Source organism: Mucilaginibacter sp. AK015 (genome assembly GCF_014200785.1).
Classification (GTDB): Bacteria; Bacteroidota; Bacteroidia; order Sphingobacteriales; family Sphingobacteriaceae; genus Mucilaginibacter.
The window spans coordinates 415,142-440,391 of record NZ_JACHCV010000003.1 but is presented as its reverse complement, the minus strand read 5'-3'; the positions used below and the strand labels follow the sequence as shown (position 1 = coordinate 440,391).

Annotated in this window: 26 protein-coding genes, 1 tRNA gene and 1 pseudogene; 18 read left to right on the top strand and 10 right to left on the bottom strand. The window is 46.3% G+C overall.

Annotated elements, in window-relative coordinates:
• Positions 1 to 103: 103 nt before the first annotated feature.
• Positions 104 to 1,114 (bottom strand): metal-dependent hydrolase, encoded by a 1,011-nt coding sequence (locus HDC91_RS14225; protein WP_183553279.1) that lies wholly within the window; start codon positions 1,112 to 1,114, stop codon positions 104 to 106.
• A 59-nt stretch (positions 1,115 to 1,173) separates the two neighbouring features.
• Between HDC91_RS14225 and HDC91_RS20020 the strand changes: the two genes are divergently transcribed.
• The 4 genes from HDC91_RS20020 to HDC91_RS14210 are packed head-to-tail and all read left to right on the top strand — an operon-like array spanning position 1,174 to position 3,475.
• Complete coding sequence (locus HDC91_RS20020) at positions 1,174 to 1,344, top strand: hypothetical protein (RefSeq protein WP_255476741.1); 171 nt, start codon at positions 1,174 to 1,176, stop codon at positions 1,342 to 1,344.
• Positions 1,301 to 2,095, top strand: a complete 795-nt coding sequence (locus tag HDC91_RS14220; RefSeq protein WP_255476740.1) for a universal stress protein — start codon at positions 1,301 to 1,303, stop codon at positions 2,093 to 2,095. The genes HDC91_RS20020 and HDC91_RS14220 overlap by 44 nt, the downstream gene beginning before the upstream one ends.
• Positions 2,088 to 2,909 carry a phosphatidate cytidylyltransferase gene (locus tag HDC91_RS14215; protein ID WP_183553275.1) on the top strand — a complete coding sequence of 274 codons (822 nt, stop codon included), beginning with the start codon at positions 2,088 to 2,090 and terminating at the stop codon, positions 2,907 to 2,909. The genes HDC91_RS14220 and HDC91_RS14215 overlap by 8 nt, the downstream gene beginning before the upstream one ends.
• Positions 2,906 to 3,475 carry a CDP-alcohol phosphatidyltransferase family protein gene (locus HDC91_RS14210; RefSeq protein WP_183553273.1) on the top strand — a complete coding sequence of 190 codons (570 nt, stop codon included), beginning with the start codon at positions 2,906 to 2,908 and terminating at the stop codon, positions 3,473 to 3,475. The genes HDC91_RS14215 and HDC91_RS14210 overlap by 4 nt, the downstream gene beginning before the upstream one ends.
• A 5-nt stretch (positions 3,476 to 3,480) precedes the next feature.
• Here HDC91_RS14210 and HDC91_RS14205 read toward each other — a convergent pair whose 3' ends face one another.
• Genes HDC91_RS14205 through HDC91_RS14195 form a run of 3 tightly spaced genes read right to left on the bottom strand, consistent with a single transcriptional unit; the run spans position 3,481 to position 4,854 of the window.
• Complete coding sequence (locus tag HDC91_RS14205; protein WP_183553271.1) at positions 3,481 to 3,663, bottom strand: SHOCT domain-containing protein; 183 nt, start codon at positions 3,661 to 3,663, stop codon at positions 3,481 to 3,483.
• 55 nt (positions 3,664 to 3,718) lie between these two features.
• On the bottom strand, positions 3,719 to 4,558 hold the full coding sequence (locus tag HDC91_RS14200) for a universal stress protein (RefSeq protein ID WP_183553268.1): 840 nt from the start codon (positions 4,556 to 4,558) through the stop codon (positions 3,719 to 3,721).
• On the bottom strand, positions 4,555 to 4,854 hold the full coding sequence (locus HDC91_RS14195) for a hypothetical protein (protein ID WP_183553266.1): 300 nt from the start codon (positions 4,852 to 4,854) through the stop codon (positions 4,555 to 4,557). The genes HDC91_RS14200 and HDC91_RS14195 overlap by 4 nt, the downstream gene beginning before the upstream one ends.
• A 15-nt stretch (positions 4,855 to 4,869) precedes the next feature.
• Between HDC91_RS14195 and HDC91_RS14190 the strand changes: the two genes are divergently transcribed.
• The 11 genes and pseudogenes from HDC91_RS14190 (at position 4,870) to HDC91_RS14140 (ending at position 16,304) form a co-directional block, all read left to right on the top strand.
• Entirely contained in the window at positions 4,870 to 5,310 is a 441-nt protein-coding gene (locus HDC91_RS14190) for an Hsp20/alpha crystallin family protein (protein WP_183553264.1), read from the top strand.
• 194 nt (positions 5,311 to 5,504) lie between these two features.
• Positions 5,505 to 6,338, top strand: a complete 834-nt coding sequence (locus tag HDC91_RS14185) for a universal stress protein (protein WP_183553262.1) — start codon at positions 5,505 to 5,507, stop codon at positions 6,336 to 6,338.
• A gap of 19 nt (positions 6,339 to 6,357) precedes the next feature.
• Entirely contained in the window at positions 6,358 to 6,954 is a 597-nt protein-coding gene (locus tag HDC91_RS14180; protein ID WP_183553260.1) for a DUF4136 domain-containing protein, read from the top strand.
• A 285-nt stretch (positions 6,955 to 7,239) separates the two neighbouring features.
• Positions 7,240 to 7,389, top strand: a complete 150-nt coding sequence (locus tag HDC91_RS14175; RefSeq protein ID WP_183553258.1) for a hypothetical protein — start codon at positions 7,240 to 7,242, stop codon at positions 7,387 to 7,389.
• A gap of 120 nt (positions 7,390 to 7,509) precedes the next feature.
• Complete coding sequence (locus HDC91_RS14170; protein ID WP_183553256.1) at positions 7,510 to 8,700, top strand: PAS domain-containing sensor histidine kinase; 1,191 nt, start codon at positions 7,510 to 7,512, stop codon at positions 8,698 to 8,700.
• Positions 8,669 to 9,034 (top strand): response regulator transcription factor, encoded by a 366-nt coding sequence (locus HDC91_RS14165; protein WP_183553254.1) that lies wholly within the window; start codon positions 8,669 to 8,671, stop codon positions 9,032 to 9,034. Before HDC91_RS14170 ends, HDC91_RS14165 begins: the two co-directional genes overlap by 32 nt.
• A 333-nt stretch (positions 9,035 to 9,367) precedes the next feature.
• A complete protein-coding gene (locus HDC91_RS14160; RefSeq protein ID WP_183553252.1) occupies positions 9,368 to 10,741 on the top strand; it encodes a HAMP domain-containing sensor histidine kinase in 1,374 nt (457 codons plus the stop codon).
• 269 nt (positions 10,742 to 11,010) lie between these two features.
• Positions 11,011 to 11,463: pseudogene (locus HDC91_RS14155) on the top strand (flavodoxin domain-containing protein); the annotation flags it as partial.
• Positions 11,464 to 11,669: 206 nt separating this feature from the next.
• Complete coding sequence (locus HDC91_RS14150) at positions 11,670 to 14,180, top strand: cation-translocating P-type ATPase (protein WP_183553248.1); 2,511 nt, start codon at positions 11,670 to 11,672, stop codon at positions 14,178 to 14,180.
• A gap of 144 nt (positions 14,181 to 14,324) precedes the next feature.
• Complete coding sequence (locus tag HDC91_RS14145) at positions 14,325 to 14,510, top strand: hypothetical protein (protein WP_183553519.1); 186 nt, start codon at positions 14,325 to 14,327, stop codon at positions 14,508 to 14,510.
• 258 nt (positions 14,511 to 14,768) lie between these two features.
• Complete coding sequence (locus HDC91_RS14140) at positions 14,769 to 16,304, top strand: FAD-dependent oxidoreductase (RefSeq protein ID WP_183553246.1); 1,536 nt, start codon at positions 14,769 to 14,771, stop codon at positions 16,302 to 16,304.
• 85 nt (positions 16,305 to 16,389) lie between these two features.
• Here HDC91_RS14140 and HDC91_RS14135 read toward each other — a convergent pair whose 3' ends face one another.
• Together HDC91_RS14135 and HDC91_RS14130 are read right to left on the bottom strand one after the other, a co-directional pair.
• A complete protein-coding gene (locus HDC91_RS14135; protein WP_183553244.1) occupies positions 16,390 to 18,132 on the bottom strand; it encodes a S41 family peptidase in 1,743 nt (580 codons plus the stop codon).
• Between the two features lie 63 nt (positions 18,133 to 18,195).
• Positions 18,196 to 18,411 carry a hypothetical protein gene (locus tag HDC91_RS14130; RefSeq protein WP_162430474.1) on the bottom strand — a complete coding sequence of 72 codons (216 nt, stop codon included), beginning with the start codon at positions 18,409 to 18,411 and terminating at the stop codon, positions 18,196 to 18,198.
• Positions 18,412 to 18,537: 126 nt separating this feature from the next.
• Between HDC91_RS14130 and HDC91_RS14125 the strand changes: the two genes are divergently transcribed.
• A complete protein-coding gene (locus HDC91_RS14125; protein ID WP_183553242.1) occupies positions 18,538 to 19,125 on the top strand; it encodes a porin family protein in 588 nt (195 codons plus the stop codon).
• A 436-nt stretch (positions 19,126 to 19,561) separates the two neighbouring features.
• Here HDC91_RS14125 and HDC91_RS14120 read toward each other — a convergent pair.
• Positions 19,562 to 19,673 (bottom strand) — tRNA-Asp (locus HDC91_RS14120).
• A 152-nt stretch (positions 19,674 to 19,825) separates the two neighbouring features.
• Here HDC91_RS14120 and HDC91_RS14115 point away from each other — a divergent pair.
• Positions 19,826 to 20,302: an Lrp/AsnC ligand binding domain-containing protein gene (locus HDC91_RS14115; protein ID WP_067063623.1), complete on the top strand. Its 477-nt coding sequence runs from the start codon at positions 19,826 to 19,828 to the stop codon at positions 20,300 to 20,302.
• 78 nt (positions 20,303 to 20,380) lie between these two features.
• On the opposite strand, the gene HDC91_RS14110 is transcribed toward HDC91_RS14115, so the two are convergent.
• The gene (locus HDC91_RS14110; protein WP_183553240.1) at positions 20,381 to 22,357 is read right to left on the bottom strand and encodes a thiamine pyrophosphate-dependent enzyme; all 1,977 of its coding nucleotides are present in this window, start codon (positions 22,355 to 22,357) and stop codon (positions 20,381 to 20,383) included.
• A 58-nt stretch (positions 22,358 to 22,415) separates the two neighbouring features.
• On the opposite strand from HDC91_RS14110, the gene HDC91_RS14105 reads away from it, so the two are divergent.
• Positions 22,416 to 23,264, top strand: a complete 849-nt coding sequence (locus HDC91_RS14105) for a DUF4198 domain-containing protein (RefSeq protein ID WP_183553238.1) — start codon at positions 22,416 to 22,418, stop codon at positions 23,262 to 23,264.
• Between the two features lie 42 nt (positions 23,265 to 23,306).
• On the opposite strand, the gene HDC91_RS14100 is transcribed toward HDC91_RS14105, so the two are convergent.
• Entirely contained in the window at positions 23,307 to 23,855 is a 549-nt protein-coding gene (locus tag HDC91_RS14100; RefSeq protein ID WP_183553236.1) for a dihydrofolate reductase family protein, read from the bottom strand.
• Positions 23,848 to 25,239: a LutB/LldF family L-lactate oxidation iron-sulfur protein gene (locus tag HDC91_RS14095; RefSeq protein ID WP_183553234.1), complete on the bottom strand. Its 1,392-nt coding sequence runs from the start codon at positions 25,237 to 25,239 to the stop codon at positions 23,848 to 23,850. The genes HDC91_RS14100 and HDC91_RS14095 overlap by 8 nt, the downstream gene beginning before the upstream one ends.
• Between the last annotated feature and the right edge of the window lie 11 nt (positions 25,240 to 25,250).

The window sequence follows — 25,250 nt, the reverse complement described above, 5'->3', positions numbered from 1 at the left end:
CTGGTGGCGAAACTGAGCGCACACCTGATCCAGTACCCTTGACCGGCAGGGACACAGGGGCAAAGCGATAAGTTTACAGATACAGCTATCAGAAATCTACCCTTCACTCACCCCTGATGCGCCGGTAGAGTGACCGAACTGCCTGCTTGTTCCAGCCTGCCAGCCTGCCGCGTTGAACAGCCAATTTGTTATGATTTGGCTGATCAGGGAAGTAATAAAAGGCAAATGCCGCCCGAGGATTTTGCCAGCCAATGATCTGGCCGAAACGCAGGTCGTTAAATACAAGGGTATCCTTACGCATTTCTGCCGTGTAAAATTGTGGCGAAAAGCGAATAAGCTGCTGAACGGTGGCCTGGTGCTTAGCCCTGGCCAGTAAATAGGCATTACGCGGGAAATAATGCAGGGACAGGTGTTCTTCCTTATCAAAAACCGAATAATAGGTTGTATAATAACCGCTATCTGTGCCGGCTACAATATACCATAACCAGTTTTGTAGCGGCGCGGGCGTGCTCATGTAATGCGAGTAGGTTATCTTTTGGCGTTTTAGCAATTCGGTTACCCTTTGGTCGACTATCTTTTTATGGGCGCCGCAATACAACACGTAAAAAAATGCCATTCCTAATCCAAAAATACTCCAGATCCTTCTGCGTATAACACTGTTTTTCGCAAGTAGCAGCACCAAACAAGCGCTCAATGGCCACATCAATAAAAAAGGGTCGGCAACGTAAATAATATTGAACGCTACACGCCCGGAACTAAAGGGTTCCCACCAGCCGGTGCCATAGTTGTTGGAGGCATCAAGTATATCATGCAATAAAATGGTGATCAAGATGAACAAAAACCACTTGCTCCAGTTCATACCCGCGTTATGGGGCCGGCGGTAGGCAAAAGTAGCCAGCAAAAGCGCTATTATTATACTGGTTATAAAAGAATGCGTAATACCCCGATGCGCCAGCAATGCGGCGGGCGTGGGCAGCCAAAGGGCAGTTATCACATCAATATCCGGCAAACTGTGCAACACCGCCCCCCAAACCAGCGCACGTTTACCCAGGTAACGGCCAGCAATGGCTTCGCCTAAGCATGCGCCGAGCGTCAGATGTGTCAGGATATCCATAATCGGTGCAAGATAAACCCGGCTTAGCTTATTGACGCTGACTAAAAACAGCCCGTCGCATGATCGTTATCATGCTAATTTCCGGCAGCATTGACGAGCTTAGATCGTTTAATTACCGTAATTATGAAATGTGTTTTGATTCTGACGGATTTCTCGGCGGCCGCCAGGTGCGCAGCAGAGCAGGCGCTGTTCATCGCAGCGCAGATGAACGCCGAAATTTGGCTGGTTAACGTTTATCCTATTACTCCGTATCTGCCATCGGTGGGTTCGACCGTACTTCAGGAGCCTACTGCTGTCCAAAAGCGGCATGATAGTATGATGAAATTAAACCGGGAAGTGCGGCGGCTGGAGCGTATCAAGCTTCCCGGGCAGCGTCCGGTGGTACGCCCCATCGCGCTTGAAGGACAGCTTGCCGAGTGTGTAGCAGGGCTGGCGCACCGGAAAAAAAGCCGGTTGATTGTTATGGGGGTATCCGGCAAGTCTTACGGCGATATGCTGTTTAGCGGCGATGTAAGGGCGGTATTGCAGCAAGTCCGTTGCCCCATATTGGCTACGCCGGGCAACCGCGTAAGTTACGGGATACATCATGTTTTGTTTGCTACAGACCTGGCGGCCGCGGACGAGGCAGTGATCGGCGATCTTGTTGATTTAACGGCACGCCTTAAAGCCCGGCTAACCATCGGTCACGTGTCTCCCAGGGTTGTTATCCCAGATTTTGCGGAAGAAAGCAGCACTTCGGCCTTCAGCCAAAAAATCAGAAGCTTATATCCTGCAACCCGCTATACGAGCGCGAGGGCCGCGAAGGTCATTGAAGGGCTGGACACCATGCAAGCAGAAACAGGCGTAGATATTATTGCCCTGCGTTATCGAAAACATCCTTTATGGTACCACCTATTTCATGAAAATCCGTTGAAGGAGTTACTCAATAAGGGCAATACTTCCTTACTGATCTTTCCGAATAACGCAGTAGAACATGACTAATTTTAAAACACGCGTTTTAACCGGTATCGCGTTGGTAACGGTTATTCTTGGCGGTATATGGCTGGGGCCGGTTTATTTCGCAGGTTTGCTGTTGATAATCAACATGCTAAGCCTGCATGAGTTTTACCGACTGTTGGAGACGCCGGATACCAGGCTTGCCGGCACGGCGGGGTATTTTCTTTCCGGCAGCCTTATCATCACCACCTACATAGTAAGCAGCGGTATAGGCGGTTGGGAGTGGTTGCTACTCAATTTGCCGGTTGGTTTCGGTATTTTTGTCGCGTCGCTTTACGGGTCTGGTTACAGGCCTTTTCAGTCATTAGCGGTCATTTTTTTAGGAATCATCTGCATTTGTTTGCCGCTATGTTGTTTACTGGCGCTGCCCTTCCTGCCCAAACCAGGGAATATATATCATGCTGAAGTGCCTTTAAGTGTCTTTTTGCTGCTCTGGTCAAATGACAGCGGAGCTTACCTGTGTGGAAAACTGACAGGTAAACATCCTTTATTTAAACGCATCTCGCCAAAAAAAACCTGGGAAGGAAGTGTAGGCGGAGCAATGGTTTGCTTATTGATAGGGTACCTGATATCCCGACATATTCCGTTGCTGAAAACTGCGGACTGGCTGATGCTGACTTTCATCATCATCGTCAGTGGCACCTATGGCGACCTGATCAAATCATTGCTGAAACGCAGCCTTAATGTGAAAGATTCGGGTACTATATTGCCGGGGCATGGCGGCATGCTGGACCGCTTCGACAGCCTTTTAGGTTCAGCTCCGTTTGTTTTGATTTACCTTATCATGGTTTGGCGATGAAAAAGATGAGTTATCGATTGATTAACCTGATCACGTTTTACCGGCTGGCAGCTGCGCCTGTGCTGGTCATCCTGTTGCTGTGCCATCAGTTTAACATTTTTAAATGGCTGCTGGCCATCAGTTTTTTTACGGACGCTATAGATGGCTGGCTGGCCCGCCGCTTCAAGGCGGTTAGTTTGATGGGGGCGCGTATAGATTCCATCGCCGATGATCTGACCGTGTTGGTTGCCGTTTTAGGCATAGCGCTATTTCATATCGATTTTTTACGCGCCGAATGGCAGCTGGTGGCCGCTTTGATTTTATTTTATATGGCACAAAATAGCATCGCCCTTATTCGCTTCGGCAAATTAACCAGTTTTCATACCTATATGGCCAAGATAGCCGCTGTTCTTCAAGGCATGTTCCTGGTCCTGTTTTACTTTCTGGACGAACCGCTGACTTACCTTTTTTATATTACCTCAATTTTTACGCTGCTTGATTTGGCGGAAGAGATTGTGCTGGTACTGATCCTCCCAAAATGGCAGGCGGATGTTAAAGGGCTATACTGGGTTCTCCGTCAAAATTGACTTACTCATTTTCCAGGGATATTTTTACGCTCGCGATATTCATCTTTTGTAATTTCGCCCGCGGCAAAACGCTTTTTCAAAATGTCCAGCGGGGAGTCTCTTCTTTTGCGTTGCCCCGGAATATCGTAAGGTGTGGCAAATATCCAGATCAGTAAACAAACCCAAAGAAACCACCATACCAGGTGCATTCCCCAATAGTACTAGTTTGTAAAAAAGTCTCTCATGGTTTAAGCATTAAAAATTTTATTTATAATCCGGCGGAAAGATGATAACCGGTAACTGTTGTTGTGCAATGACGGCCTTAGATTCGCTGTGGCCGAACAGCCGTGCCACTAAAGAATGATGCTGGTGGCTCAATGCCAAAAGGTCTACCTTTTCGTCCGCGCAGTAATGCTGCAACGCGGGTTGAACCGCTTCCCTGAACACTTGTTTGCAAGTGAGCCCGCGGTGTAAAAGGAATTTGCGAAAGGCCATTTCAGCGCCTATCGCCGTGGCTGCTTCGCCGGGCCGCAATATGTGAACAATTTGCAGTTCAAAATCAAGGTCTTTGCCTAAATCCAACAGAAAATCTACGGCAGGCAAGTCAGACATTTCAAAGTTGGTAGCAAATACCACCTTTTTCGGAATACCCAGCTGTGCTGCAGATGGTATTATGCAAACGGGCTTGCGGGATTTGCGGATCACCGCGGCCGTATCGCTCCCTGTAAGTAAATGATCGATCGTCCCGCCGGTTCTACCACCCATGATCACCATGCTCATCTCGTTTCCAGCGGTAAGTTCCCGAACATTCTCAGCCAGGCCGCCGTCGCCGGTTTTACACTCTATATGGGTTTTGCAACCGGCAATTGTGGCACATAACTCATTTAGCCGGTTGGCTCCTTTTTGTAAGTTTTCCATGCTGTCTGCATAATACATATCCGGGGTAACCAACGGCCCTTCGATATTACTGAGGGCCATTGGCACATACGAAAACGTGTGATACAAAACAAGATCGGCCGACATTTTTGATGATAACCGCAGGGCGGCCGACTCGGCATGTGCTGCATTGGCCGAGAAATCGGTAAGTACTAATAGCTTTTTCATTTATTTTTCTTCATTAGTTCGTGCCATAATTTCAGCGCCTCAGCCTGCAGTTTTCTAACTCCATCCAGCCGTCGGGCTTGTTCATCTTTTTCAGACAACGGGTGTTCCGTTTTTAACGGCTTTCCGTGGTTTCCGTTTGTTTTTGAGCCAGGTTTCATAATCAAAGTTAGCCCGTCCTTCCTTCCCGGCAAATGATCGACCCCACTGGCCGGGCTGATGTAAATCACCCGTACGGATGACGGGCATCCTCCCCCGGGGCAATACCAAAAATTACTTTTGTCTAAATTCTTTATCATTAATCATTTTATATCATGAAAAATCAAAGCGTAACAAAAATTGAAGAAAGGATTCCTGTTGTGTTTGAGGACCTGTTCAGGCCCTGGAGCGATTTATTTGACGGTAGTTTTTTTAAACGTGCCACCAATGTTCCGGCCGTGAATATTATTGAGAACAAAGATCACTACCAGCTGGCGCTATCCGCCCCGGGGTTAAAGAAAGACGATTTTAAGGTTGACCTGGATGATGATGTGTTGACCATTAGCAGTGAAAAGGAAGATAGCAAAGAAGAGAAGGACGGGAAATACACCCGCCAGGAATATAACTATTCGTCGTTCAGCCGGAGCTTTACACTTCCGGAAGGAGCCGACAAGGAAAAGCTTAGCGCTAAGTACGAAGACGGCGTGTTAAAGATAAATATCCCCCGCAACGGGAAAGTTAAAAGTCCTTCGGCGAAGAAGATCGCTGTAAATTAAGCATTTTCAATTCGGCTTATGCCCCGCCCCAGGTGGCGGGGCCCATTTGCTGTTGTTGATTCCGCGCGGCGCATAGTCATGGAACGGTTAACGGCGCGGTGCTAAGGTTAATATTATACAGGTTTAACCAACCTGCTCACAATAATAGAAAGCTTTCGTGTTAAGGCGAAAGCTTTCTTTAAAAATGCTTTATCATGAAAAAGCTATTGCTCGCATTTGACGCGGAAAAACCCGATCTGCAAAGTCTGGAATTCGGGATTTATCTGGCCCAGCTAACAGGCTCGGCATTAACCGGAGTGTTTTTAGAAGACCTGCCCGTTGCGCCGCCTGCAGCCAAATTTGCTTATGGCAGCGTGTATGCAGAAAGCATACGCACGGAAACCCCGCCCGAACTGACTTATAAAGAAAGGATTGCTGAAGAAAATATCCGGAAATTTAAGGCTACCTGCGAAGCGCAAGGCATTAGTTACCTGGTGCATCGCGATCAGGATGTTCCGTTGGACGAACTGGTAGCCGAAAGCCGCTATGCCGACGTGATCATCTCCGGCCCGGCACTGTTTGCCGCCTCACCCGTAGAAACTCCCGCCGAGATGGTTAAATCGTTGCTGAACAAGGCCGAGAGCCCCGTTATCATTTCGCCTCATCGCACCTACGCCATTGATAAGGTACTGTTTGCCTTTGATGGCAGTTCTTCCGCGCTGTTTGCCATCAAGCAGTTTACCTACCTGTTCCCCGAGCTGAGCGGGACCGACATTAACGTATTGCAGGCCGATGAAGGAGCGATATTTAATGAGGAAGAAAAAGAAAAGGTTTATGAATACCTTAAAGTGCATTACAGCCGTATAGATTTTACAGATCTGCGTGGAAAGCCGCAGGATGAGCTATTCGATTACTGTTTGCGGGAACTCAACGCCATTCTTGTGATGGGCGCTTATGGTCGCAGCTGGTTGTCAAACCTGTTTAAGGCCAGCGCTGCCGACCTTGTGCTTAAGCTTAATAATTTACCGGTTTTCATCACACACCGGTAATCATAATCAATAAACAGTCATGAAAAATTTCAAATCCGTTATCGTTTTGCTGGCGGCCACTTTCATAGTGGCATGCTCCGGCTATCAATATTATGCTATCCAAAGCAGTAAAGCAAGCTTCAATAAATACCGCACGTTTGCCTGGCTGCCTGTGCCGGATACTCCCGGGCATGTCAGCGACCTTGTAGATGAAAAGATCAAAGAAGCGGTTACCGCGGGCCTTGAAAAACGCGGGCTCGCGCTTCAAAGCGCACGCCCCGACTTACTGGTGCGTTATTCGGTGCAGGTAAAAGACCGTACCCGGATATACAATTATCCTACTTATGTCTACGGGCCGGGTATTTCCTACCGGGGTGTGACACGTGACAGGAACGGCCGCTATTTTTATTACAATTTTAATAGGCCTTTCCCGGTTTTCGTCGCAAATGATATTGTAGAAATGCCTTATAGCGAAGGGACACTTATTATCGACCTCATCGAACGCCGTAACCACCAGGTTATTTGGCGCGGTTACGGTTCGGGCGACGTTGATGACCGCCAACGAGCTATCCAGGATATCCCTGAAGGGGTAGAGGGCATTTTAAATAAAATGCCGATTGCCCCGGTACATAAATGATCATCATTACCAAATTTTTATCTGCCTGGCTGGTTGTGATGCATTCGAGATTGATGGGTATGGGCTGAAATTTGCCCATCTGTGCTTTACTGCCGCTTGGTTAAACGCCGAAGCGTGCACCAAAGGTAGGTAACGCCTTTGGTGCACGGGTTTTGTTCGCCGGTGTCCTGATTAAATTCCAGACTACTCCAGATCATTCCGTTACAGGGCGTCACTTGCCGTCATTTTGTGGAATGGGTTTCAGCATTTGCCCCGATGTATATGTTGCGAAAAAATAAATGAATTATGAAAACGGCGAAAAATATTAAATATCCGCAGCGAAAGCCACGCGGGTGGACCTTTACGCAATGGGTATTGGCGGTATTGATCGCCTTTTTGGCATTAACCATTATTGGCCTGGTAGCCTTCTTGTTTTTTCCGGATATTGCTATTTAACGTTAAAAAATACCAGTAAATAAAACTTATAATAAACGGCAACGTAAAAAGTTTTACTACTAATTGGAATATTTTTTAACTTTATAATCGCGTATCTACCCGCGCTTAATACCTCGTGTTATGAACGAGTCAAACACCTTATCGCTTGAAAATGAAGCCGGTTTTAAGGCTTTGTTTCAATACGCTACCGTTGGCATCCTGGTGGTTAGCAGTGGAGGGAGGATAGAACTATCTAACCCGGCCGTAGAAAAGCTGTTTGGCTACGAAAAGACGGAATTAACCGGGCAGCTGATCGAGTTATTAGTGCCGGAAGGCTTTCGTCACAGCCACGTTCATCACCGCGAGGGTTATTTCAAAAAACCCAAAGCCAGGCCAATGGGTTATGGCCTCAATTTATTTGCCCGTAAAAAGGACGGCACCCAATTTCCGGTAGAGATCAGCCTCGGTCATTATCAGTTGGATAATGAATCGCTTGCCGTTGCATTTGTAACCGACATTACCGAACGCCAGCGGTTTAATGATGAGTTAGAGGCCAAGGTAAAAGAACGTACGCTTGAGCTGACGCAGTCGCTTGAACGCGAAAAAGAGCTGAACGATATGAAATCGCGGTTCGTTGCCATGGCTTCTCACGAATTCCGGACCCCCTTAAGCGCTATTCTCTCCAGCCGTACACTGGCTGAATCCTACACCAAAGCTGAACAGGAAGATAAAAGGAAGCGCCACATTAGCCGCATCCGCGCCTCTGTTAAGAACCTCACTGTCATCCTTGACGAATTTCTTTCCCTGGATAAAGTGGAACAGGGCAAAGTTGAAATTGAACGCGAAACCTTTGACCTTTATGATTTTGCAGAAGACCTGGTAGAGGAAGTGAACGGGATGCTCAAAAACGGCCAGCATATCCGGTTTTCTTATAACGGGGTCCGCAATATCACACAGGATAAAAAGATACTTCGTAATATAATGCTCAACCTGCTTTCTAACGCGGTGAAGTATTCCGGCGAACAGCAAACAGTTTACCTGGATATTGATGCCGACAACGACCAAAAAAAAGTAGTGATCAGGGTAAGGGACGAGGGTATTGGCATTCCGCAGGAGGATCAAAAAAATCTGTTTAATAAATTTTACAGGGCTAAAAATGCCACTAACATACAGGGTACCGGGCTTGGGTTAACTATCGTAAAACAATATGTAGAATTATTGAACGGCGATATTAGTTTTATTAGTGAACCTAACCAGGGAACAACTTTTACTATTGAATTTTCACTAAATCATCCCGGCCATGAAAACGATCTTATTAATAGAGGACAATAACGATATACGCGAGAATACTTGCGAACTGCTGGAACTGGAAGGTTATAAAGTTATTTTGGCCTTAAACGGAAAAACAGGCTTAATACTGGCGACTGAACATTCACCGGACCTGATCCTTTGTGACATTATGATGCCGGAAGCCAATGGTTATGAGGTCCTTAGTGGGTTACAAGCCAACGAGGCTACCCGTGCTATCCCATTTATATTTTTAACCGCCAGTGCCGAAAAAAAGGAGGTTGCGGCAGGCCTTGAAATGGGGGCCAGTGGTTATATCCGCAAGCCCTTTGAACCTGAAGAGTTATTTGAAACCATCGTGCGATTGTTAAAGGCTTAAGCCAATCGGCAATAAACGTTCTCAAAATATCAAGCGAGTTATCTGACGATCACGCCCGAGGGATCGGTGTATTAACTGCTTTACCATCCAGGTTTAATATTCACAATTCGCAGGCTGCGGCCAAATGCTAAAAAAAGCGCTTCTGGCTTGCCAAAAAGGTTACCTGCGCGTTGGCCCTCTCAAACTTTTAGCTAACGGTAACTATTACCACCCGGTAATAGAAATAATGGCCCCCAGGGCTGTTAACATGTGTGGAATATCTGCCCGGAAGGTGTTGCACGTCATTTTTCACCATTACGATTTGTTCTATTATTGAGATTAATTATGAACAGGATGAAACCCCCTAAAGGCAAAACCGACCAAAGTTTTTTTACCGGGGAACAAACGACTCCCGGTAGGGGGCTATCGTCCAAGGCCCTAACAGGGTTTCGGATATTCTTTTATCTCGGTTGTGTCACTTCTATTGTATTGGTTGTAATAGTGGGTATGACATCTTACCGGGCCTTGAACCGGCAGCAAACGCTGGAAAAATGGGTAGAGCACACTTATAAAGTACTGCGAAAAACAGACTCGATAGCCATTTGTTTCAGTAAAACACTATTGCTGGACAGTTATATGCAGCAGCCCCATCCCTATCAAAAAGGGTTTGTTAGCCGTTCTGAATACCAGAGTTTAACCCGGCAGGTGAATGGCTTAATTGCACTTGTTAAAGATAGCCAACTGCGTTCAACAGAAATATGGCTGTTACGGCGGCAAATTGATACCCTGTTTCAGATATCGAACGAGGGAGACACCAAACGTGTTCATGGATATATCAGGGATATTAATGAAACGCTCCGGCGGATAAAGCAGTTGGAAGAATCGCTTTTACTAAACCGTGAGAACGCTTACACCCGGTCAGGTAAACAAACGCAGGTAATTATAGTAGTGGGCTCCTTACTTATTTTGCTGATCGTATCCTGCCTCATATATGTGATCTTAACCGAATTGAAAAGCCGGATGCGCGCTTACCAGGAGGAACATGAACTGAACCAGTTAAAAAGCAGTTTTATTACCCTTGCTTCGCACGAGTTCCGCACCCCGCTTAGTTCTGTTTTGCTATCCGCCACGCTTATAGAGCGTTATCTGGAACGGAACGAAAGTGTGCCTGCACTTAAACACGCGGAAAAGATCAGGCAGGTAGTGCATAACCTAGAGAGCATCCTGGAAGACTTTTTATCGTTAGACCAGTTGGAGGAAGGTTTGATAAAGGCGGAGTTTACTTCATTTGACCTTGTGCAACTTTGCAGGGATGCGATGTTAAATTTAAGGTTGACGGCTAAACCCGGGCAGCAGTTGGTTTATGATTCACCAACCGAACCGCAGATGGTAAACTTAGACAGTGACCTTATCGAAAAGTCGTTAAGCAGATTAATATCCAATGCAATTAAATACGCCGGAGACAACGCGCATATCTGGCTAACGACGGAGGTAACCGCCAACGGCGTGATCATAAGCGTTAAGGACAACGGCCTGGGTATAGCTGAAGAGGACCAAAAGAAGTTGTCTACTTTATTTTATCGGGTTGACAGCACCGGTAATATTGCGGGAACAGGGCTGGGCTTGAATATTGTAAAGCGCTACGTGCAACTTATGGGCGGAACACTTGGGTTCTCCAGCATCCCGAACGAGCAGACCTGCTTTACCATGACCTTTCCTAACAAGTAGTAAGGCTTTTTCTGAGCAATGGCAAGATGCCGTGTCCTGAGTCGTCAAAGCAAATTTCATCTGTAACGGTCATTTTTAAGTGGCCACTATCTTCACAGCTTGTTCACTCATCATGCGGCCAATATCAATGCAGATGACGAGTAGTTCTTTCCCGGTTGATAGTCGTCATTTTTTTGACGGCAGGTACTTTCTAATTTGTCGCCAATATGAAAGGGATCATTATTTACGCAGGGAAATATGGCGCTACCTGTCAATAAGCGCAATGGTTAGCCGATACGCTGAAGTTCCCCATGCTGCCGGCAGAAAAAGCCACAGCAGCCAGTCTTCAGGGATATGACAGCGTTATCCTGGGCAGTTCGGTATACGTTGGCAAGCTGGTCATTCGGCGCTGGCTTCGGCAAAACGAATCAGCGCTTGCCGGTAAGCAGCTGTTGCTGTTCATCGTATGTGGTTCTTCAGGCGCCAACAACAAGGAACAGGACAAACTCCTGGATAATAATCTTTCGGCCGCAATAAGGCATCGGGCTAAAATATTTTTCATGCCCGGGAGGTGTGTCATCAGCAATCTAAGTCTTAAAGACCGTTTGTTGTTGCGTTTAGGGTCTATGCTGGTAAAAGACGCAGCGCAGAAAGCCGGTATGCGCAATGGTTTTGACCTGATGAACCGCAAGGCCCTCGACGGGCTGATCGAGGAATTTGGCTGGCATTCTGCACTTATTTAGTTGGGTGTTTATTTCTCGCATTGCTTTCTTCCCCGGGACAAGTGAGCGACCGGCAAAATCCGTTTGCTTTCAAAGATTTATCCTTGCTTAGCCTCACACATAACGGCCGTCAGCCAATTTGATGATGTTCATCATTCAGGCCCCGCATTTAAATGCTCAATTTTGAATTATGCACCGTGCAAAAAAGCGCGGACTTAAAGAACAAGATGGCGGCGAATAATTATGGTATACAAGGCTTAAATAACCTTGGCGTAGAAAAGTCAAGGGCCGCTTACGGAGCAAACCGGCTTTCGTTTAAAAAAGCAAACAAGTTTATCAACGCGCTTACCGGGATCGCCAAAGAACCGATGGTGGTTTTACTGCTTGTTACCTCGGGTGTCTACTTTATAAGTGGTAAAACAGGTGATGGCATTTTTCTGGCGTCGGCGATCATACTTGTGGCCGGCATCTCTTTATATCAGGACTCGAGGAGCCGTAACGCGCTTGAAAAATTAAAGGACTTTTCGCAACCCCGGTGCAAGGTTATCCGCAACGGTATCGTAAAAGCGATAAAAAGTGAGGAACTGGTGGTTGGCGACAGCCTTATGGTGGAAGAAGGTACCATGATCATGGCGGATGGTGTTATTGTGCACGCTAATGATTTCTCGGTTAACGAGAGTGTGCTCACGGGCGAGTCGCTGGCCGTCTATAAAGACAGTTTGGGCGCTAATCATTTTATTTTTCACGGTACAACGGTAGCCAGCGGCCTGGCCATTGCCACAGTAACGGCCGTAGGCAACCAAACGCGTTTGGGTAAGATAGGCAAAAGCATGGAAGCCATTGCCGACGAAAAGACGCCACTGGAAATACAGATCAGCAATTTCGTTAAAAAAATGGTGGTCGCCGGGCTCATTGTGTTTGCAGGGGTATGGGCCATCAATTACTACCATTCGCCCAAGCTGCTGGATAGCCTGATAAAAGCGCTAACACTGGCCATGAGCATTTTACCCGAAGAGATACCGGTAGCCTTTACCACCTTTATGGCGCTGGGCGCCTGGCGGATGATGAAAATGGGCATCGTGGTGAAACAAATGAAAACGGTAGAAACGCTTGGCAGCGCATCTGTGATTTGCATTGACAAAACCGGAACAATTACAGAAAACAAAATGAGCCTGGCCAAGGTGTTTTCGTTGAAAACCGGTCAGATCCAGGATGTGACCGATAAGATTGCCGGCGGCCCCAACCAGGAGCTGGTAAGATTAGCCATGTGGGCCAGTGAGCCGATACCTTTCGATCCGATGGAGACCGCGCTGCATGAAACTTACGCCAGTTTTCATCAAGGGGACGAACGCCCCGACTACAGGATGATCCATGAATATCCGCTGAGCGGCCAGCCGCCGATGATGACGCATATATTCGAGAATCGCAGCGGGGCCAGGATCATCGCGGCAAAAGGTGCTCCGGAGGCATTTATGAAGATATGTAAGCTTACAGAACACCAAATAACCCAAATGATGGCTGCCATAAACGCCCTGACTGCCGAAGGTTACAGGGTGTTGGCCGTTGCAGAAGCCAAGCTAATCGATGATAATTTTCCCGCCACTCAGCAGGAATTTCATTTTGAGCTGAAAGGCCTCGTAGCTTTTTATGACCCGCCAAAAAAGAACATCAAAGCGGTGCTGGAGAGCTTTTACCAGGCCGGGATTAAAGTAAAGATCATTACAGGTGATAACGCGGCAACAACCGCGGCAATAGCCCGGCAAATAAACTTTAGGGGTGCAAGCCGATCCATTAGTGGCGACGCGCTGATGCAATTATCTGATCATGACTTGCAAAAGAAGGTGGAAGACGTGAATATTTTCACCCGCATGTTTCCTGACGCCAAGTTAAAGATCATTAATGCTTTGAAAGCACAAAACGAGATAGTGGCCATGACGGGCGACGGGGTGAACGACGGCCCTGCGTTAAAGGCCGCGCACATTGGCATTGCTATGGGTAAAAAGGGTACCGAGATAGCCAGGGAAGCCGCATCGCTTATCTTACTGGAGGACGACCTTTCAAAGATGGTAGCTGCTGTTGCCATGGGCCGGCGTATTTATGCCAACCTTAAAAAAGCGATACAATATATTATTTCTATCCACATCCCTATCATATTAACCGTGTTTATTCCGCTGGCTTTAGGCTGGGTTTATCCTAATATTTTTTCGCCGGTACATATCATTTTCCTGGAACTGATCATGGGGCCAACCTGCTCTATCATATACGAGAACGAACCCATGGAAAAAAACACGATGCTTCAAAAGCCGCGCCCTTTCAGTACAACTTTTTTTAACTGGCAGGAATTACTCGTCAGTATATTGCAAGGGCTGTTAATAACTGCCGCAACGTTGTTTACTTACCGGTATGCGGTAGCTAATGGCGCCAGCGAACCGGTTACCCGTACAATAGTATTTACCTGTTTGATAAGCGCGAACATTTGGCTTACGCTGGTTAACCGGTCATTTTACTATTCGCTGTTCACTACCATCGGGTATAAGAACAACCTGGTGTTATTGGTTATCGGGATAACCGTTCTCATATCATGTGCGCTGATCTATATTGAACCGTTGGCCTTGTTTTTTAATTTGGCGCCCCTCCATGCTCCGCAGCTCATCGCCGCGCTTACTATCGGCTTATTTTCCGTCATCTGGTTCGAGCTGTTCAAATGGCGAAAACGAAACAGGCAGGAAGGCCTTTAACGAAGCCGTGAGCCTGTAAGGTCAATTTCAGAAACATCAATCGTCAACCTTTTGAGCAACATCAACCCGGCTCGTGATGTGCATCACGTTAAGTAAGGGCAGCTCAACGCAATTTTATATAAGAATAAATTAATACATCATACCGTGAAAGAGAAAGTTAAAAAGATGGGGAATCAGGGGGGAGCCATTTATGGCATGGCGTTACCAGGCGCGTTAGTTTATTTCATACAGCATGCCACTACATTCTGGGGTGGTATGCTTGGCATCTTAAAGGCGGTTTTCTGGCCCGCCATGATACTTTACAAAGTACTTGAACTTTTAAAGTTGTAAGTTTTGACTACCACATTAGAAAAATCTGCACATGAACAGGCATTTCCTTATTGCAGGAAATGCGGGCGGCCCTGCGATGCGCGGATACCCCGTGGTGCATTTGTCAGGATATTCCTGAGCTGGCTGCCGCTTAAGCGATATATTTGCTTTCGCTGTAACCGCACATTTTACAAACTGGATAATTAATTCAAAATAAGATAAGCAGTTATTATTTGCAGCCAGATCCGAACAGAGGGGCCGGACTTTTGTTATACGGTAATGATACCACAAAACGAACCGGGCACAATGCGCGACGGGGCGCAGCTAAGCCCCTGGCAATTAGTAACCGGCGGGGCCATCCAAGAAGGCTTTTCGCCGGATAAAATTTACGACGCACTGGTTATAGGCGGCGGCATAACCGGGCTTACAGCCGCGCTGCTGCTGCAAAACGCGGGCAGGAAAGTTGTTATAGCCGAGGCCTATACAATTGGCTTTGGTACTACCGGAGGCACTACCGCCCACATCAATACCTTTGCAGATACCAGCTATAACGATGCAATAAGCAATTTTGGTAAAGAAGGGGCGCAGCTTTTTGCCGAGGCCATTAACGAGGGCTGCGGCCTTATCAGGGCCAATGTTAGCAACTACCGTATTGATTGCGATTATGAAACCAAAACAGGTTTTATTTATGCCGAGGACGAGAAACAAGCCAGCCAGCTTAATGAACTGTTTGAAAGTACCAAACGTGTTGGCGTGCCGGTAAACTATACCGAACAGGTACCGACCCCGCTGGCCTTTAAGGCGGCCCTGCAGTTGAACGGGCAAGCACAGTTTCATCCATTAAAATACCTTCAGGCCTTATCAAAAGCATTTGTAGAAGCAGGCGGCGTGATACTTGAAAATACAAAAATTGACACCTTAGAAGCCGGCGACGACATTCATTACGGTTTGTCGGGCGCATTAAAAATAAAAGCAAGGAATGTGGTTTATGCTACACACATTCCGCCGGGCATCAATTCTTACAGCCTTCGCTGCGCGCCGTACCGCAGTTACGCTATTGCTGTTCAACTTACCAACGAAGTATATCCCGACGCCCTTATCTACGATATGCAGGAGCCATATCACTATTTTCGCACCCATGTAATTAAAGGGCAAAAACTGCTGATAGCAGGAGGTAACGATCATAAAACCGGGCACGATGAACCTGAAAAAGCCCTTGCAGACCTGGAAAAATATTTTAGGGACAATTACCCGGTGGCCGAAGTTAAGTACCGGTGGTCCAGCCAGTATTATGTGCCGGCAGATGGTTTCCCTTACATAGGGCAGATGCCCGAGGCGGCAAAAGGCGTTTATTGTGCTACCGGCTATAACGGCAACGGAATGATGCTTGGCAGCATAGCGGGGAAGATACTGGCTGATCTGATACAGGGGAAGGATAACAGGTACCAGGAGATATTTAGTCCGTCGAGACTTAAACCGATTGCCGGTTTTACTGAATTTGTTAAAGAAAATGCTGATGTGGCCTACCATTTTGTAGCCGATAGATTTGGTTTGCAGGAAACGGAATCGTTTAAAGAATTACAGCCGGGAACAGGACAGGTAGTAGAAATTGACGGAAAAAAAGTAGCTGCCTACCGTGACGAAAAGGGGCAGGTGTTTGCGCTTAGCCCGGTTTGTACCCATGCAGGCTGCATTGTTAACTGGAACGGCGAAGAAAAAAGCTGGGACTGTCCCTGCCATGGTGCAAGGTATGATATTAACGGACAGGTATTAACAGGGCCGGCTACAAAGCCCCTCGCTGCGGTCCATCCGTAGGCAAAGCAATAACAGCAAAAAAGGCATCTTTAGGTTAGCTAAAGATGCCTTGAAATCATCAATTGAGCGTGATGATATGCCGCGCTTAGTCGTCGTCCTCGTCGTCTTTGTCGGCGGCTTTTTTGCCTGCCATAGCTAACAGGGGCTTACCGATAACTTTGTAGTCGCCTACTCCATTTAGTATTGATGCCATCTGTGGCTTATCCTGCATGGTTTTTACGGCTTCGGCCAACTCCTTGTCGTATTTAAAATTGGCCTCGTACCGGCCCCGTTCATACGCATACCGCGACGCGATCTCGTTTTCAAGCACCTGCTTTATTTCGTCCTTGTGCAGTTGCAGGTCATTTTGTTTACTGCTAGCCATTTTGGCTTTCAGCGCATCATATTCGGCTTGTATCTGGCTAAATTGTTTCTCTTTAGTGGCCTCGGTTTTAAGGCTGTTCAGCATTTTTTCAGATATGGTGCTGTAAGTATAGTTTTTACCATCAAGGTATTTGATAAAATCGGCGTAATCCTGGTCAGTAAGGGTTAGTGTTTTTGGATTTACAGGCGCCGGATGGGTATTACGATATTTGGTAGCGTAATCAAATATCAGCAATTTGCTAACCAGTGCCTGGGTAATATTGGCAAACCTGTCCTGTTTTATAAAAATATCAGGATAAATGCCGCTGCCATCATAAACCGAGCGGCCGTTTTTGGTTTTAAATTCGTGGATAGAAGAATCGGCAACCTTTATTACACTGCCATCATCCTTACGGTGGGTATAATCCAGTTCCTGCACGCAACGGCCTGATGGCACGTAGTATTTGGCTACCGTTACCTTTACCAGGCTATTGTAAGGCAGGTTAAAGGTTTGCTGCACCAGCCCTTTGCCATAACTGCGCTGACCAATGATTATGGCCCTGTCAAGGTCCTGCAAAGCGCCGGCAACTATTTCTGACGCTGATGCCGAACGGCCGTTTACCAAAACCACCAGCGGCAGGTTGGGTTCAAGCGGGGTAGCTACCGTACTGTATGTAAAGTTCTTTTCCTTTATTTTGCCTTTTTGAGATACCACTTGCACATCCTTTTGTACAAACAGGTTTACAATCTTTACAGCCTCCTGCAAAATACCCCCACCGTTTGATCTCAGATCGAGAATAATGCCGCTTGGGTTGTTCTTTTTAATGGAAATAAGCGCGCTGGTTACTTCATCGGCCGAGTTTTCAAGAAACTTATTCAGCTTTATGTAACCCATGTTGCCTGCTACCATGCCCGAGTACACAACATTGGGTTGTTTTATCTCGTCGCGGGTAAGGCTTTTGGCTACTGGCGCTTCGCCTTCGCGTTTCATCAAAAGTTTAATAACGGCCCCTTTAGACCCTTTAAGCAACTGGCTTACCTGGTCGTTGGTTTTACCTTCAAGGTCAATGTCATTTATTTTAAGCATCTGGTCGCCCTGGCGTATATCTGCTTTTTGCGCAGGGAAGCCTTCAAATACATCAGATACATAAACCTTCTTATCGCGCAGGAAAATGCTGGCGCCTATGCCACCATATTGGGTGCTTACATAATGCAGTTTATACTCTTCAATTTCCGATTCGGGGACAAACTCGGTGTAGGGGTCCAGACCTTGCAGCATGGCATCAACGCCGGTTTTAATTAGTTTGGCAGAGTTTATATCGTCAACATAATTAATGTTCACTTCTTTATATACCGATGCAAAAACATCCAGGTTTTTTGAGATCTGGAAAAGATCGTCGTTAAAACTCCAGATACTTATAACCAAAGCAAGCCCGCCCACGTACATAGCTTTTTTTTTGTACTTGCTTATCATGCGTTTATTCATCCCCCTTAACCTATTGAAATATAAATATATAAAAGCCACTTAGCTTTTAATAATAAACTGATTTTAAAGGCGGTTATTATCAATGTTCACCAAAGCCTTTGTAAGCGTGAACACCACGTACCGCCTGTCGCGGTTAATTAGTTGCATTAAGCGGGTTATCAGGCTTTCTTCCTGGCCTTCGGTGTACTGTAACTGCTCATCGGTAAGGTGGTTATATTTGCGCTGCACCTTTATTTTTACACGTTCCCAATCTTTATTACTGATAGTTATCTCTGCCATAAAAAAATATTTAAGCAAAAATATAAAAAATACGCTGCTACCTGCGTTTAATATGGCGCGAAGTGTTAAAGTTTAAACAACTTAGCGCATCTAACGTTTTAATTATCAAACTTTAAATTAATACCCATGAAAAAATGTTTGTTAAGCGTAGCTATACTATGTGTAGCGGCAATAAGCGCTAAGGCGCAATTTTCTTTAGGTGCCAAAGCAGGCATCAATTTCTCTAAAATCAGTACCGATAACGTAAAGGAATCTACCGTGGCAGGTTACCAGGCCGGTTTATTTGCGCGTTTTGGCAGCAGCCTGTATCTGCAGCCCGAGCTTTACTTAGGCAGCAGCGGCGGTAAGTTCGATTTTAACAGCAATGGCAGTACTGTAACTTCTGATGGCAAAGTAACTTTCACCAGCTTAAATGTGCCGCTGTTAATTGGCAAAGGCTTTGGTGGCGATAATCTTAACGTGAGGATAATGGCCGGGCCAATATTCACTTACATATTGGATAAGAACCAAAATTTTAGCGATAATGTAAGCGGAGCCTACAACGATTTTGGCGACTACAAAAAAAGCACCCTGGGCTACCAGGTAGGTGGCGGTATTGATATTGGCCACATAACCGCCGACCTGCGTTACGAAGGCGGCCTCACCAAAATAAACGAAAACTACGGCCAGCGCCAAAACTTATGGGCGTTAAGCGTAGGGTTTAAATTCTTTTAAGCGATATAATAATTCAAAAACAATGCGAAGATCCCGGTGAACAGCCGGGATTTTTTTGTCTGTCAAATATTAAACACCAAATGATATGGAATAGAAAATATCAGATCCGAATCCTACATTCAAGATTCATTTTTTCGATATTACTTTGTTAATTGATTTAGGTAACCCTTTTACATAAGTAAAGCCCCTGATGGGCAGGGGCCTTTACTAACCAATTATAAACCTAAATTATGAGAAGAGGCTGTAGGAGAAGGGGTCGAACCTTCAAAGAGTGGTTATTCTTATTGCTAAGAGTTTCCCATGATCTCCGCCACCGCGACAAGGAGGTGTGTCTGCCAAAAATTTCACCATCCTACAGGATATAAGCCTTAAGTTTAAAGTCGAAAGTTCAAAGTCTTTAAACTTTTCACCTTTAACTCTCTACTTTAAGAACTTGCTGTTGGGGAAGGGTTCGAACCTTCACAGAGTGGTTAGCCCGCTTCGGGTTTCCCATATTCTCCGCCACCGGGACAAGGAGGTGTGTCTGCCAAAAATTTCACCACCCAACAAGTTTGTTTTTTTAAAGAACGATAGCGCAATTGTCATTCGCTTTATACAAATCTAAAGGAGTTGGCACTTTCTTGCAAATATTTCAACAAAATATTTTTATTTTTACTTTTATTATAATTATACTTGTATTTGAATATAGATATTTAAAATTATGCCTCACAGGAAACCTCAAAATTTAGAAATTGATAATCTGGATATACAGATATTATCGATATTGATGAAAAATGCGACCACTCCATACACCGAAATCGCAAAGGAATTGATAGTTTCTGGCGGGACCATACACGTGCGGATGAAAAAATTGGAGGAGATGGGTGTAATAAAGGGTGCCAGCCTTGAAGTAAACCCACAAAAGCTTGGTTATGATGTAACCGCTTTCCTGGGGATATTCCTTGAAAAAGGTTCGCAGTATAACGAAGCTGTGAAGCAATTAAAAATGGTGCCCGAAATTGTAGAGCTGCATTATACTACCGGCAGCTGGAGCATTTTCGCAAAAATTGTTTGCCATGATACCAACCACCTGCGCGAGGTTTTGAACGAAAATATCCAAAGTGTAAAAGGCATACAACGTACCGAGACATTTATATCATTAGAGGAAAGCATAAAAAGACAAATAACGCTCGATTAAGCGTTAACGGTTGCAGCTTATAAAACGCGGCATTTTTAGAAGTGCCTCGTTTTTATTTTTTATGAGGCAAAACGGCTTTTAAAACTTTAAAAGGGCATCCATGGTTTCCTCTAACCTTGCCTTTGCCAGGAATTGGTCTTCAAGGGCTTTGTTCATAGGTATAGCCGTATCAAGGCTGGCACAACGCATTACAGGCGCATCCAGGTATTTAAAGCAATGCTCGCCTATGTAGGCGGCTATTTCACCACCGAAGCCGCTGGTGAGCGTATCTTCGTGCAGTATAAGTACTTTCGAGGTTTTTTTTACGGTTTGTACAACTGCATCCTTATCCCAGGGTTGCAGGCTGCGCAGGTCAAGTATCTCAATTGACTGATCAGGGTGGTTATCGGCATAGGCTATGGCCCAGTGTACGCCAAGCCCAAAGGTAATAATGCTGGCCTTAGTGCCCTCGCGCACCACCCGGGCCTTACCTATCTCCACATAGTAATCGTCATCAGGCACGTTGCCGCTCATGCTGCGGTACAGGTTTTTATGTTCGAAGTATATTACCGGGTTAGGGTCGTCCACGGCCGACATGAGCAGCCCCTTGGCATCATCCGGAAAGGCAGGGTAAACTACCTTTAACCCCGGCGTTTTTGTAAACCAGGCCTCGTTAGTTTGCGAATGGAATGGCCCTGCGCCGCTGCCTGCGCCTGCGGGCATGCGTATAACCACATCAACCGTTTGGCCCCAACGGTAATAAGTTTTAGCCAGGTTGTTCACTATCTGGTTAAAGCCGCAGGTAACAAAATCGGCAAACTGCATTTCAACAATGGCCTTATAATCATTTATGGCCAGGCCCATAGCCGCCCCCACCACGCCCGATTCGCAAATGGGGGTGTTTCGCACCCTGTCTTTGCCAAATTCGTCAACAAAGCCCTGGGTTATTTTAAAGGCGCCGCCATATTCGGCAATATCCTGCCCCATAATAACCAGGTTGTTATGCATGCGCATGCTTTGCCTTAAACCGTCGCTTATGGCATCAATATAGCGCTTGTTGGTGCTTGCCTCTGAGGGGATATGCCGCGGCACGTTATATAAGCGGTACATATTCTGCACCTCGGTTTGTAAATGCGGGATAATATCCGGCTCGCTGAAAACTTTTTCCACCTCGGCATCAATAAGGGTGGTAAATTCGTTTCTCAGATAGGGCACCCATTCCTGCCGCAGTACCCCTTCATCAAGTAAAAACTTTTCAAAGCAATCCAGCGGGTCCTTTTGCTTCCACTCGTCAAATAAATGCTGCGGAACATATTTAGTGCCCGAGGCTTCCTCGTGTCCCCGCATCCTGAAGGTCATGCATTCTATCAGCACCGGGCGTGGGTTTTCACGTAACTCGTTAGCCAGCTCGTTTATGGTATGATAAACCTCCAGTACGTTGTTTCCATCAATGCGGCGGCCTTCCATGCCATAGCCAACAGCCTTATCAACTATTGACGTGCACCGGTATTGCTCATTAACCGGAGTCGATAACCCGTAGCCATTGTTTTCAACCAGGAATATAACGGGCAGGTCCCAAACGGCGGCAATATTAAGCGCTTCATGAAAGTCGCCTTCGCTTGTAGCGCCTTCGCCGGTATAAACCAGCGTAACTTTTTTATTGTTCTTTAATTTATCGGCAAGTGCTATGCCATCGGCCAGGGCCAGCTGCGGGCCAAGGTGCGATATCATGCCGATGATCTTATATTCCTGCGTGCCGAAGTGGAATGATCGGTCGCGGCCTTTGGTAAAGCCCGATGCCTTGCCCTGCCATTGCGCCATTAAACGCGATATGGGGATATTGCGCGTAGTAAATACGCCCAGGTTACGGTGCATAGGCAATATATACTCATCGGCGTTAAGAGCTAAAGTGCTGCCAACAGCAATAGCTTCCTGCCCAATGCCCGAGAACCATTTGCCAATACGGCCCTGCCTGAGCAGAATTAACATCTTCTCTTCGACCAGGCGGGGCAATAACAGTTTCTTATAAAACGTTATCAAACCGTCGTTATCTATCTTTTTCCGGTCAAAAATCATCAGGTAAAGCTAAGAAGTTTTTAAAACTTTGTATGTTTGAACAATCCATCTTGTCGCTATGAAGCACTTTTACGTTAAATTACTTATAATGTTGTCGTTTTTTGGTTTGGTAGCTTTTATACCCGACCATTTTTTGATGCCCGAGAACTTTTACCTGCATAAGGGCGATAAATTCAACCTGCACCTGTTAACAGGCGAAAACCTGATTAAAGAGCGCGAGGTGCCTTACACTACCTCGCAAACCACCAAATTTATGATCTACGAAGGGTCGAAAAAAACCGATCTTTCCAAGATAACTAAAAATGACGCTTTGCCGCTTTTAAATTACAACCTGCAGGATGACGGCCTGGTAATGGTTGAAATGAACACCAACGAATTGAACGAGATACCACGCGAGGACTTTATACCGTACCTTACCGAGCAGGGCTACGACGAGATAGCCGATAAATTAAAAAACAGCAACGCGCTTAATTTTACCGAAAAATACAACCGCTATTTAAAAACCCTGATAACGGTTGACGAGCCCCGCGGCAACGCCTACGAAAAAGTTTTGGGCGATGATTTCGAGATCATCCTTAAGCATAACCCGTACAAACTTAATTATGGCGACGGGCTTACCGGGCAGGTGTTTTTTAAAGGCAAGCCATTTACCGGGCAGGTAATGCTGTATATTAAAACGGCATCGGGCAACGTTTACCCGCAAAAATTTACCAGCGATGCATCGGGAAAGGTGTATTTTAGCGTTACGCGCGAGGGGATATACCTGCTAAGGGCTACCCGGTTTGAGGCCTCAAAGGGTAAAGACGCCGATTACGAATCGTGGGTGGCCAGCTACACTTTCGCGTTCAGCAATCATAACGACGAGCCTAATACCTATAAGGAGTTTGGCTTTGGCGATAAGCATTAACGTTGTTGATGAAAACACTACAACGGCGCAGCTAAGGGTTAGCTATCCAAGAAACGGGAGCTTTTGCGGGTCGAACCAGGGTTTTAATTCATACCTGACTTGCAGCAGCCCCGTATTATAAGCTTTCTGATCTATAAGCGTCAGCGCCACTCTTTCTTTAATATCTTTAAACAACGGCTTCCCCGCGCCTAAGATGAGCGGGTGGATAGAGAGCATCAGTTCGGTAACCAAACGTTTCTTCATAAAAGCTGTTACCAGTTCAGCACCGCCAAATAACCAGATATCACCGCCATCGGCTTCCATAATTTCTGCAACGGCGCTTTCAAAATTTTCACTCGAAATAACCGTGATCTCCTCGTCCGGTTGGGGTATCAGCGTATCCGAAAACACATACATGTGCTTAACCGGGAACATACCGGTATCGCTTCGGATAAGCTCGAAGCTTTTACGGCCGATAAAGATAGTATCGGTGTTGGCATAAAACGCTTCCATGCCATAGTCCTGGTCGTCAAGGCACCAATCGTACTCGCCGTTAGGCCCTTCAATAAACCCATCAAGGCTTACTGCAACATTTAAAATTATTTTACGCATGTTTATCAGGCCTGGTTTCCTCTTTCCACATCTGGCTAAACGATTTTTGAGCAACCTCCGGCATTTCTTTATAGTGTCCCCACGATTTTTTGAAGAACAGCTTCATCATTCGATTTTTCATTTTACCACTAAAAAAATCGGTAAGGCTGCGTTTTAGCATCCCTTTCTTCCAGCCGGCCCAGCCCCACTTTTCAACAGTTGGCGCCAAGCCCTCATTAACCGCGTCGCGCCGGTTCAGCAACAGCATTTTGTGGATATCTATTTTTACCGGGCAAACCTCGGTGCACTTGCCGCAAAGGCTGGATGCGTAGCTAAGGTGCTTAAACTCTGCCATCCCACGCATGTGGGGCGCAATAACCGAGCCTATGGGTCCGCCGTAAGTAGTATCATAGGTATGGCCGCCAATATTCTGAAAAACCGGGCAAACGTTAAGGCACGACCCGCAGCGTATGCAATATAAACCCTGGCGCTGTTCTTTTTGTGCCAGCAGGTTGGTGCGCCCGTTATCAAGCAACACTACATACATTTCGTCGGGGCCGTCAGTTTCATGGGCCTGGCGGGGGCCGCTGAGTATGGTGTTGTAAACCGTTAAGTTTTGGCCGGTGCCGTGCGTGGCCAGCATAGGCCAAAAGGTGTCCAGATCGGCCATTGACGGTATCATTTTTTCGATACCCACTACAGCAATATGTATTTTAGGGAAACTGGTTGTTAAACGCGCGTTGCCTTCGTTCTCGGTAATGCAGATGCTGCCGGTATCGGCTATCAGAAAATTTGCGCCGCTGATGCCTGCATCTGCCTGCAGGTATTTTTCGCGCAGCAGCTCACGGGCTTTTTGCGTAAGCTGCTCGGCGGTACTATCCAGCGGGCTGCCAAATTTTTCGTTAAATAATTTGGCAATATCCTCAATAGATAAGTGCATGGCCGGGGTAACCATATGGTAGGGTTCCTGCCCAAGCAGCTGTACAATGTATTCGCCAAGGTCGCTTTCAAGCGATTCTATACCATGCTGCTCCAAAAATCCATTTAAATGGATCTCCTCGGTAGCCATTGACTTTGATTTGATAACGGTTTTAGCGCCTGCTTTTTGAAGGATGTTCAGGATCTCGCGGTTAGCTTCTTCGGCATCATTCGCCCAGATAACCTTGCCGCCACGTTTCTGGAAGTTTGATTCAAACTCGGGCAAAAACTTGTCAAGGTTTTCCATCACCTTCCACTTAATGGTATGCCCCTTTCTTTTGGTGTTTTCGAGGTTGATCATACGCGATCGCCCGCGGTTAAATGCAATATCGTACTTATCAATATTTTTATTGATGATGCTACGATGGTCTATCTCAAACGCCTTTTGTTCCGAGGCTACCAAAAATTCTTCAGCGGTGCTTCCCATTTATGCGAAAA